Here is a 9801-nt window from a genome sequence, read left to right on the forward strand (position 1 = left end):
ACGAGGGCACATGAGGGTGCGAGACGGCCGGAAACACCGAGAACCGATGAGAGACCGGGCCGCAGGTCAGGGGCCACTCCGTGACATCGGCCCAGCCTCGAACTCGCCGCCCGCCAGCTCGACGCGCTCGCGCAGCCCGGTCAGGCCCAGCCCGGCGCCGGGCAGCGGCTCGGCCGCCGCCGTCGACAGGCCGTTGTCCACCACCACCTCGAACGTCCCGGGAAGATATCGCAGGAAGACGGCCGCGGACGCGTCACCGGCGTGCTTGTGGACATTGGTCAGCGCCTCCTGGACCAGCCGGTAGGCGGTCCGCTCCACCATGGCCGGCAGCGGGCGGGCCATGCCCTCGTCGTGCCGGCTGACGGGGATGCCCAGCGACCTCGACTGGTCGAGGAGCCGGTCGAGGTCGGCGAGCGTCGGCTGCGGGGCGAGGGGGACGCCCTCACCGCCGCCGGGGCCGCTCTCGCCGCCGTCGGGGCCGACCGCCACGGCGCCGGGGTAGGGCGAGCGCAGCACGCCGAGCACCTCCCGCAGGTTGACCAGCGCCTCCCGGCCGATGGCCTGGATGAGGGCGGCCTCCTGCGCGCTGCGCTCCTCCGAGGTCCGCACCTCCAGCGCGCCGGCGTGCAGGACCATCAGCGACACCCGGTGCGCGACGACGTCGTGCATCTCGCGGGCGATCCGCGTGCGCTCCTGCGCCCGGGCGCGGTCGGTGCGGTCCCGCTGGTCGCGTTCGAGCCGTTCGGCGCGCTCGCGCAGCGCGACGACCACCTGTCGGCGGGCGTTCACCCACAGGCCCGCGACCAGCGGCAGGGCCACCAGCGCCGCCAGGGGCATGGCGCCGTCCACCACGGTCTCCGTCACGTTGCGGCGGGCGCCGTCGGCCACCGCGTCGGCCACCACGGACCCGCCCATGACCGCGGTGGCGGCCAGGGCGTAGGCCATGACGTCGATCAGCCGCCGCAGGCCCGTGCCCGCGTGGTAGGAGGCGATGACCACCGCGGGCCACAGCCCGAACGACACCCAGCCCACGGCGGCCATGACGGACAGCGGCCACCGGGTCCGCCGTACGGCCCCCGCCGCCAGCGCCGACGCGGCCAGCACCGGGAGGAAGCCGGGATGCCGCCAGAGCGAGGGCGCCTGCGTCAGGCCGTCTCCGGACACCCATGACAGCAGCAGGACGGCCAGGCCCAGCGCCCAGGGGCCGCTCCGGTCGATCAGATGGCTGACCCGCCTCAGCACCTGGCCGCCGACCGGTGCCGCCTCGCCGTACTCCACGGGTCCGAGCCTAAGGCGCTCCGGTGGAACGCGCCCGCGACGAACGTCGGGCCGACCCCCTACGAAAGTCGCAGCTCTCCGACCGCCCCTCGGCCGAGGCGCTCCCGGCCCCGCGCCGGGAGGGTGTGCCCATGCCAACCTCGATTCTTCGCGGTGCCCTGGCCGCCGCCGTCGCACTGCTCGCGTTCGCGACGCCCGCCGCCGCGGCGGCCGGCGCCCCCGCCGCACCGGCCTCCCCCTCTCCCCCGCCGAGCGGCGCCCCCGCCGTCTCTCCCCCGCCGAGCGGCACCCCCGCCGCGCCGAAGTCGGCCCCCGCCCTGCCCAGGCCGACCGGCCCGCACCGGGTGGGCATGACGACCCTGCACCTGGTCGACGGCTCCCGCCCGGACCCGTGGGTCCCCGAGGAGAAGTCACGGCAGCTCATGGTCTCGCTGTGGTACCCCGCGCGGACATCCCACGGACGGCGAGCCCCCTACATGACCGCCGAGGAGTCGGCGCTGACGCTGAAGGGGCAGAAGATCACCGGCGTGCCCGGAGACGCCCTGAGCAAGGTCCGGACCAACGCGCTCGTCGACGTCCCGCCGATCGGCCGCAGGCACGCCGTGCCCCTCGTCGTGCTCTCGCCGGGGTTCACCATGTCGCGCAGCTCGCTGACGGCCCTGGCCGAAGACCTGGCGAGCAGGGGTTACATCGTGGCGGGGATCGACCACACGCACGAGGCCTACGGCACCACCTTCCCCGACGGCCACACCACGTCCTGCGTCGCCTGCGACGAGCAGGCCGAAAACATCTGGAAGTTCGGCGACAAGGCGACCAGGAGCCGGACAGCCGACGTCTCCTTCGTGCTCGACCGGCTGACCGGGCCGAGTCCCGCCTGGAAGGGCGGCGGGCTGATCGACCGCTCCCGGATCGCGATGGCGGGCCACTCCATCGGGGGCAACAGCTCCGCCTGGACCATGCTCAACGACTCCCGGGTGCGCGCCGGGATCAACATGGACGGCACCTTCTTCGTCCCGATCCCCGGCGAGGGGCTCTCCCGGCCGTTCCTCATGCTGGGCGCCGGAGAGGTCCACGAGCCGGGCGGGAAGGACTTCACGTGGGGCCGCGACTGGAAGGGCATGACAGGCTGGAAGCGCTGGCTCACCCTCGACGGCGGGGACCACGGGTCCTTCACCGACTACCCACTGCTCCTGGAGCAGTCCGGCATCGGCCTCGGCCTCCCGCTCTCCGGGGCCCGCTCGGTGGAGGTCACCCGCGAATACGTCGGCGCCTTCTTCGACCTGCATCTGCGCAAGCGGCCCCAGCCGCTGCTCGAACGGCCCTCCCGCCGTTATCCCGAGGTCAGGTTCTGGAGCTGACCTCGACCGGTAAGAGCTCTGATCACATCCAATGATTCTCCATCCGAGTGGGCAAGTCGTGGATTTAATTCCATTCGATGGCGCGTGTTCCGTTTAGCCCTCATGCCTCGGGTACGAGAGTTGAGCCCGGAGAATCAACCGAAAGGGAGATACGAACTATGTCGTCCGAGCTCTGGACCTACCGGACCGATGTCTACGACGTCAACAAGAGCCTCGACATTGCGGGCTATCACGTAGAGGCCACCGACGGAAAGATCGGTTCCGTCGACGAGGCCACCTACGACGTCGGCGAGAGCTACCTCGTCGTCGACACCGGACCGTGGATCTTCGGTAAGAAGGTCATGCTCCCGGCGAGCACGGTCACCCGGATCGACCCGCAGGAGCGCAAGATCTACGTCTCGCGCACCAAGGACGAGATCAAGCACGCTCCGGAATTCGACGAGGCCACCTTCAAGGAGCCCGTCTACCGCAACACCGTCGGCGACTACTACAGCCGCTTCCCCCTCGGAGGCGGCCCTGGCGCCACGTACTGACGCGCACGGTGAACAGGGAGGGCCCCGCCGCCAGGCGGGGCCCTCTCGCCGCGTCCCGAGCCTTCTCCCACATTGAGCTCCGCCCAGGCCGCACCCCTCCCACACCGAGCCCCTCCCGCGAGCTCCTCCCACACCCGCCCCCCCTCCCGCACCTCTCCCGGGCCGAGCCTCCCTCACGCGCCCCGAGCCCTCCCGCGACGCCCGGAGGCAGCCGCGGCAGGGCCCGGGTGCCGACCACCGAGGGCGACGGCCAGGGCGGTCAGGGCCAGGACGGGTCGTCGGCGGGTTCAGGGAGGTGGGGGATCACCTTGAGCCGCTCCAGCAGGGTCAGGAAGGTGAACGCGTACGGCGATGTCTGGACGACCGCCGCGACCCGCTCCCAGTCGACCTGCTCGCGCAGCGCCCGCACCTGGGGCAGCAGCGAGCTGTAGTCGCAGCTGTGCTCCGAGAGCGGCAGCAGCCAGGAGATGACCAGGTCGGTGGCCTCCAGGACGGGCAGGATCATCGCCGACGCCTTCATCGGCTCGGCGCGCTCCAGCAACGCCGGAGTGACGGGGTGGTCGCAGATGGAGAAGATCAGATCTACCAGTCTTCCCTCGTCATACGCCTTGACCAGCCAGTCCTCCGGGGGCTTGGCCGTCTCGAAACCCAGTCCGCGCAGCGCCTCCAGGGCGGTCGGCACATCCTCCTGCGGCAGGACGAAGTCCACGTCGTGCAGCGAGGGCGCGGCTCCGCGCGCATACGCCGCGCACCCCCCGGCGAGTGCGAACCTGACGTCCGCGTCCTTCAGCCCGCTGCTCGCCCGCTTCAGTGTTTCCAGGATCGCATCGGTTACCTCGTGACTGTGGCTTCCCATTTCCCTCGCCTACCCCGTAGATCTCCAGGTAGGCATGGCAAACCTTGACTCGGGTAGGTGGCCCGCATGAATCAGCCGGAACAGGTACAGAACGAAGAGGCGGGGCCCGATGAGAGCAGCAGGACGGAGAATCCGGAGCCGGGAGAGAGCCACAAAGAGCGGGTGGACCGGGAGCTGGCCGAGCTGCTCCAGGGACTGCGCGTCGCCGTCACCGGTGTTCAGGTCCTGTTCGCCTTCCTGCTGACGCTGCCCTTCGCCGCCGGCTTCCACAAGGTGGACCTCCTGGGCCGCTGGCTGTTCTTCATCGCGCTGCTGAGCGCCGCGCTGGCCTCCATCTGCTTCATCACCCCCGCCGCCCAGCACCGCCTGCTGTTCCGGACGGGCCTGAAGGAGAAGATGCTGCACCGCGCCAACGAGCTCGGCGTCGCCGGGGCGGTGGGACTGGCGATCGCGATGACCAGCTCGGTGGCCCTCGTCGCGGAGACGGTCATCAACAGCTGGCCGGCCGTGCTGTTCGGCGGCACGGTCGCGCTGGCCAGCGGCTGGCTCTGGATTCTGCAGCCAATTGTCGATCTGTATCGGAGCAAGGATGTTAAGTCGTGAATTGTGAGGGCAGTCCCTAGTTATGGCTACTTTGCTCTGGATCATCGCAGTCGTTCTCGTCGTCGCCGGGATCTATGTAATCCTGGCCCGCCGCGACCTCCTCTGGGGGATCGTCCTTATCGTCCTCGGCTTCCTCGTCGGTCCCGGAGGTGTGAGCATCTTCAATGTGTGATGCGGGCCGATGGCTCGCAGAACGTCCGCACCAAACATCAAGTCGCCCCGAATTACCACCAGAAGCCTCAGCGGGCCGGGTTCTCACCCGGCCCGCTTCTTCACGCCCTCACGACTTCATTTCTCCGTGGTTTCATCTCTTCGCGATTTCACCGCCGCGCGTCTTCGTGCCCGGCGGTCGGCCCCCGTCCGGGAACGGCGCCGACGGTCCGGGCCCGGAGCCCGGAACCGCAGGGCCCGGAACCGCAAGGTCCGGAACCGCAAGGTCCGAAACCACAGAGCCCGGCACCGCAGGGCCCGAATCACAGGGGCCAGGGCCACGGGGTCCACAACCGTGGGGCCCCCGGGGCTACAGGCAGTACACCCCGTACGCCCGGCCCAGCACCGGCAGCGCCACGTTGCGCACCCGGACGCCCCCCGGGGTGACGCCCTTCTCCGTCCCCGCGTGTGCGTGACCGTGGACGATCAGGTCGGCGCCCTCCGCGTCCACCGCCTCGGCCAGCAGGTAGCTGCCGAGGAAGGGATAGATCTCCAGCGGCTCCCCGTGCAGGGTGTCCTTGACCGGCGAGTAGTGCGACAGCACGACCCTCCGGTCCGCCTGGAGCTCCTTGAGGGCCACCCGCCAGCGCTCCGCGATCCGCTTGGTGTGCCCGACGAACGCCTTGATCTCGGGCTCGCCGAAATCGCTGGCGCACTTGCCGGCGTATCCCCCGCCGAAGCCCTTGCCGCCGACCACGCCGAGCCGTACTCCGTCGACGTCGAGCACGGTCGAGTCGTCGTGCAGGACCGTGATCCCGGCACCGGACAGCAGGGCCGCGATCTCGGCGGGCAGGTCGGAATGGTGGTCGTGGTTGCCGAGCACGGCGACCACGGGGATCGGCAGGTCGCGGAACTCCTCCGCCACCACCCGCGCCTCCTCCAGGGTGCCGTGCCGGGTCAGGTCCCCGGCCAGCAGCAGCACGTCGGCGTGTTCCTCGATGCCCTCCAGCCGCGTGCGGTAGCTCCCCCTCAGACTCTCGTCCAGGTGCACGTCTCCGACCGCCGCGATCCGCAGCTCTCTCACAGCCTCTCCTCCTCCCCCGGGCCCCGGACGTCCATGACGGTGATCTCGTTGTGGACCGTCAGGCCGGGAGCCGCCTCGCCCGCCACGTCGGCGATCAGCGCGCGGCGCTCGGCGCCGGTCACCTGGCCGCGCAGGAAGAGCTGCTCACCCCGGACGTCCACCCGGATGCCGAGCTCGTGGGTTCTCTCGTCCTCGGCCAGCGCGCGTTGCACACGCGCGGCGACGTACTGCGGCGCCTCCATCGTTGAACTCCTCTCTTCAAAGCGATCGCGTTCCCGAGAAACCCGAGGTCAAACGCGTTTAAAACGCTCATGAGGGGAAGGAGAGCCAGTCGGATGCCTAAGACGCAGGCACGTCGCCGCCGCATGCCGCGCCACGGGAGCCGTGCCCATGAAGATCGCGATGGTGTCCGAACACGCCAGCCCTCTGGCCACCGTCGGCGGTGCCGACGCCGGGGGACAGAACGTCCACGTCGCCGCCCTCTCCCGCGCCCTCGGCGCGCGGGGACACGAGGTGACCGTCTACACCCGCAGGGAGACCCCCGCCCAGCCGGAGGAGGTCCGCTTCGCCCCCGGGGTCACCGTGGTCCACGTCCCGGCCGGCCCCGCCGAGACCATGGCGAAGGACGATCTGCTCCCCTGGATGCCGGACTTCGGCCGGTGGCTCGCCCGGCGCTGGCACGCCGCCCCGCCGGACCTGGCCCACAGCCATTTCTGGATGAGCGGCCTGGCCACGCTGGCCGCCGCCCAGGACACCGCGGTGCCCACCGTGCACACCTTCCACGCCCTCGGCACGGTCAAGCGGCGTCATCAGGGGCCGGCCGACACCAGCCCGCGCGAGCGCGTCGGGACCGAGAAGCTCATCGCCCGCCAGGTGGACGCGGTCATCGCGACCTGCGCCGACGAGGTGGCGGAGCTGGGCCGGATGCGGGCGCCCGGCGTCCGCACCAGGATCGTCCCCTGCGGCGTCGACCTGGACGCCTTCACCCCGACCGGCCCGAGGATGGACCTCGGCCCCGGGTCGGTCCTGCTAGCCGTCGGCCGGGCGGTCCCGCGCAAGGGAGTGGAGACCACGATCCGGGCGCTGCGCCACGTTCCGGACGCCACGCTCGTGGTCGCGGGCGGCTCCCCCGGCGAGCCGGAGCCGGCCCGCCTGGCGCGGATCGCCGGCATGTACGGCGTGGCGGACCGTGTCCGGTTCCTCGGCAGGGTGGCCCGGCAGGACGTCCCGGCGCTGATGCGCGCGGTGGACGTCGTGGTCAGCGTGCCCTGGTACGAACCGTTCGGCATCGTGCCGCTGGAGGCCATGGCCTGCGGCGTGCCGGTGGTCGCCTCCGCCGTGGGCGGCCATCTGGACACGGTCGTCCCCGGCGTCACCGGCCTGCTGGTGCCGCCCCGCAAGCCGGCCGCTCTCGGCCGCGCCCTGCGCGAGCTGCTCGCCGACCCGTTCCGGCGCACCGCCTACGGCGTCGCCGCCGCCGGCCGGGCGAGATCCCGCTACGGCTGGGGCCGGGTGGCCGACCAGACCGTCGCCGTCTACACGGACGTGCTCACCTCTCGCGGCCGGTCACTCGGCATGACCGGTGCCTGCCCGGGTACGGGTGCCGCCTGAACCGGAGGAGGAACCGATCATGAAGAACAAGGTCGTGGTGGTGACCGGGGCCAGCGGCGGGGTGGGCCGGGCGGTGGTCCGGCGGCTGGCCGCCCGCGGCGCCACCGTGGCGCTGATCGCCCGGGGCACGGCCGGTCTCGGCTCCGCCGCGGTGGAGGCCGGCGCGGCGGGTGGCGCCGGGCTGGTCTACGAAGCCGACGTGTCCGACTACCAGCAGGTCAGGGATGCCGCGGAACGGATCGAGCGGGAGGTCGGGCCGATCGACGTCTGGATCAACGTGGCCTTCTCGTCGGTCTTCGCCCCCTTCACCGAGATCACACCGGAGGAGTTCGAGCGGGCCACCCAGGTCACCTACCTCGGCTATGTCTGGGGGACGCGGGTGGCGCTGGATCTGATGCGCCCCCGCGACCGGGGAGTGATCGTGCAGACCGGCTCGGCTCTGGCCTACCGGGGCATCCCGCTGCAGGCGGCCTACTGCGGGGCCAAGCACGCGATCAAGGGCTTCACCGAGTCGGTCAGGACCGAACTGCTGGGGGAGCGGAGCGGGATCCAGATCACCATGGTGCAGCTGCCCGCGCTGAACACTCCGCAGTTCTCCTGGGTGCTGTCCAAGCTGGGCCGCCACCCGCAGCCGGTGCCGCCGATCTACGAGCCCGAGGTGGCCGCCCGGGCGCTGGTCCACGCGGCCGAACACCCCGGACGGCGCGAATACTGGGTGGGTGGCTCGACGGCCGCCACCCTGCTCGCGCAGCGGATCGCCCCCGGGCTGCTCGACCGCTATCTGGCCCGGACCGGCCGGGACAGCCAGCAGACGGCGGCCCAGCCCCCCACGGGCGTGGCCAACCTGTGGAGGCCCGCCGACGAGGACGACGACTACGGCGCCCACGGAACTTTCGGCCGCCGCGCCCACGCCCGCAGCCCGCAGGCCTGGCTCTCCCGCCACCGTCGCCTGGCCGCCCTCACCCTGGCCGGCGGGGCCGTCGCCGCCGCGGTCACCCGCCGGGCGAGGGCCTGACGGGCCTGACGGGCCTGACAGGCCCGGCGGAGCCCCGGAGTCGCGGGGCTCTCGCCTCTCGGCCCCCGGCCCGGACTCGCGGCCCGATCTCCGCGGGGGCTCCCGGCCCGGACCCGCAGCTCGAATCTCCGTGGGGACCCCCCGGCCCGCCGGGCCCGTGGCCCGGATCTCCGCGGGGACTCCCAGCCCGGACTCGCGGCCCGAATCTCCTTGGGGACTCCCGTCCCGGCCCCGCGTGCCCGGATCTCCGCGCGGACGCGCCGAGCCCCCGGTCCGTCAGACGGACCGGGGGCTCCCGGGCGAGATCACTTGCCGGTGGCTCGGTGAATGCTCCGCGCCGCGGACCTGTCGATCGCGGCCTTGACCACGCCGAAGATCGCGCCCTGGATGGCCGCCGCGACCAGGATCTCCCTCCAGCCGTACTCGTCGGACGTCGCCTGGGGCGCGTCGTCCTTGCCCGAGGCGAACTTCCAGACCTGCTTGAAGATGGCTCCTGCGATGGCACCGCCGAGCATTCCGCTCACGGCGCTCGTCCCTCGGGATACGACCCTGCTCAACGTCCCGTCCTCCGTTTCACACTTGATGAGAGGCCCCACCTACCCGGCACGCGCGGACGCTAACGGGCGCACCGGCACGGAGTGGGCGGTCAGGCCCTGGAAACCTCGGCTCTCGTACCGCGGAGTGGGCGGGTCACACGACCGGGGGGTCGTTGTAGTGGCGCTCCTCGTAGACGCGACGGTGGGTCACCGGGTCCTCGACCACCGTGGTGGTGGGCGTCTCCACGGCCCGGCGGGCGACGCTGAGGCGGTAGATCGCGAACAGCAGCCACGCGAGACCGCCGAGCATCAGGATGACGCCGACGATGTTGATGTCGAACCCGGCGATGTCGAACTCGACCGCCCAGGTGAGAATGGCGCCGAGCATGATGAGGATGATGCCGCCTGCGATGGTCATGGGATTCCCTCCTTCGAGCCAACGCCTCATCCCCTATCCCCCACACGGATCTCAAACGTCGCGCCGCGTGGCCCGCCACGGGGTACGGCCGCCCGGCCGCGGCCACGGCCCCGCCGATCCCGGGAGAAGCACGGGCGTCCGGCCGCCGTCACGGCCCCGCCGGCCTCGGGGGGGGAACGCGGGCGTGCGGCCCCGCCGGCCCCGGAAGGGCCCAGGTCACCCCGGGAAACAGATCCGCCGCGCGGCCCCGGCCGAGGTTCCCGGCAGCTCTCCGCCCACCCCGGGCAGCGGGAGCTGCTGCTGTCCGACTACGACCGGCACATCCCCACGGCGATCGAGGAGATCGTCCGCCACGCGAC

The 9801-nt window shown here is 71.9% G+C and carries 12 protein-coding genes; 6 read left to right on the forward strand and 6 right to left on the reverse strand.

Going from position 1 to position 9801, the window contains the following annotated elements; genetic code table 11:
- Positions 1 to 66: 66 nt before the first annotated feature.
- Positions 67 to 1278, reverse strand: coding sequence for a sensor histidine kinase (locus ACWDS7_RS42970; RefSeq protein ID WP_451933979.1), 1212 nt, complete (start codon positions 1276 to 1278; stop codon positions 67 to 69).
- Positions 1279 to 1409: 131 nt separating this feature from the next.
- On the opposite strand from ACWDS7_RS42970, the gene ACWDS7_RS42975 reads away from it, so the two are divergent.
- Positions 1410 to 2636 (forward strand): alpha/beta hydrolase family protein, encoded by a 1227-nt coding sequence (locus ACWDS7_RS42975; protein ID WP_451933980.1) that lies wholly within the window; start codon positions 1410 to 1412, stop codon positions 2634 to 2636.
- A 158-nt stretch (positions 2637 to 2794) separates the two neighbouring features.
- Positions 2795 to 3169: a PRC-barrel domain-containing protein gene (locus ACWDS7_RS42980; protein ID WP_451933981.1), complete on the forward strand. Its 375-nt coding sequence runs from the start codon at positions 2795 to 2797 to the stop codon at positions 3167 to 3169.
- A gap of 259 nt (positions 3170 to 3428) precedes the next feature.
- Here ACWDS7_RS42980 and ACWDS7_RS42985 read toward each other — a convergent pair whose 3' ends face one another.
- On the reverse strand, positions 3429 to 4025 hold the full coding sequence (locus tag ACWDS7_RS42985; RefSeq protein ID WP_451933982.1) for a nucleotidyltransferase family protein: 597 nt from the start codon (positions 4023 to 4025) through the stop codon (positions 3429 to 3431).
- 66 nt (positions 4026 to 4091) lie between these two features.
- On the opposite strand from ACWDS7_RS42985, the gene ACWDS7_RS42990 reads away from it, so the two are divergent.
- Together ACWDS7_RS42990 and ACWDS7_RS42995 are read left to right on the forward strand one after the other, a co-directional pair.
- Positions 4092 to 4628, forward strand: a complete 537-nt coding sequence (locus ACWDS7_RS42990) for a DUF6328 family protein (RefSeq protein WP_306865352.1) — start codon at positions 4092 to 4094, stop codon at positions 4626 to 4628.
- A gap of 22 nt (positions 4629 to 4650) precedes the next feature.
- A complete protein-coding gene (locus tag ACWDS7_RS42995) occupies positions 4651 to 4800 on the forward strand; it encodes a GPGG-motif small membrane protein (protein ID WP_012894286.1) in 150 nt (49 codons plus the stop codon).
- A gap of 348 nt (positions 4801 to 5148) precedes the next feature.
- Here the strand turns inward: ACWDS7_RS42995 and ACWDS7_RS43000 are convergent, their stop codons facing one another.
- Both ACWDS7_RS43000 and ACWDS7_RS43005 read right to left on the reverse strand, forming a co-directional pair.
- Positions 5149 to 5862 (reverse strand): metallophosphoesterase family protein, encoded by a 714-nt coding sequence (locus ACWDS7_RS43000; RefSeq protein ID WP_451933983.1) that lies wholly within the window; start codon positions 5860 to 5862, stop codon positions 5149 to 5151.
- Positions 5859 to 6104 carry a BON domain-containing protein gene (locus ACWDS7_RS43005; protein WP_306865339.1) on the reverse strand — a complete coding sequence of 82 codons (246 nt, stop codon included), beginning with the start codon at positions 6102 to 6104 and terminating at the stop codon, positions 5859 to 5861. The genes ACWDS7_RS43000 and ACWDS7_RS43005 overlap by 4 nt, the downstream gene beginning before the upstream one ends.
- Before the next feature lie 148 nt (positions 6105 to 6252).
- On the opposite strand from ACWDS7_RS43005, the gene ACWDS7_RS43010 reads away from it, so the two are divergent.
- Together ACWDS7_RS43010 and ACWDS7_RS43015 are read left to right on the forward strand one after the other, a co-directional pair.
- A complete protein-coding gene (locus ACWDS7_RS43010; RefSeq protein ID WP_451933984.1) occupies positions 6253 to 7473 on the forward strand; it encodes a glycosyltransferase in 1221 nt (406 codons plus the stop codon).
- A 19-nt stretch (positions 7474 to 7492) separates the two neighbouring features.
- On the forward strand, positions 7493 to 8488 hold the full coding sequence (locus tag ACWDS7_RS43015) for an SDR family oxidoreductase (protein ID WP_451933985.1): 996 nt from the start codon (positions 7493 to 7495) through the stop codon (positions 8486 to 8488).
- A gap of 305 nt (positions 8489 to 8793) precedes the next feature.
- On the opposite strand, the gene ACWDS7_RS43020 is transcribed toward ACWDS7_RS43015, so the two are convergent.
- A complete protein-coding gene (locus tag ACWDS7_RS43020) occupies positions 8794 to 9012 on the reverse strand; it encodes a DUF4235 domain-containing protein (protein WP_306865329.1) in 219 nt (72 codons plus the stop codon).
- A gap of 166 nt (positions 9013 to 9178) precedes the next feature.
- Positions 9179 to 9442, reverse strand: coding sequence for a DUF6458 family protein (locus ACWDS7_RS43025; protein ID WP_306865328.1), 264 nt, complete (start codon positions 9440 to 9442; stop codon positions 9179 to 9181).
- Positions 9443 to 9801 lie beyond the last annotated feature (359 nt).

The sequence above is a fragment of the Streptosporangium sp. NPDC003464 genome (genome assembly GCF_053588315.1).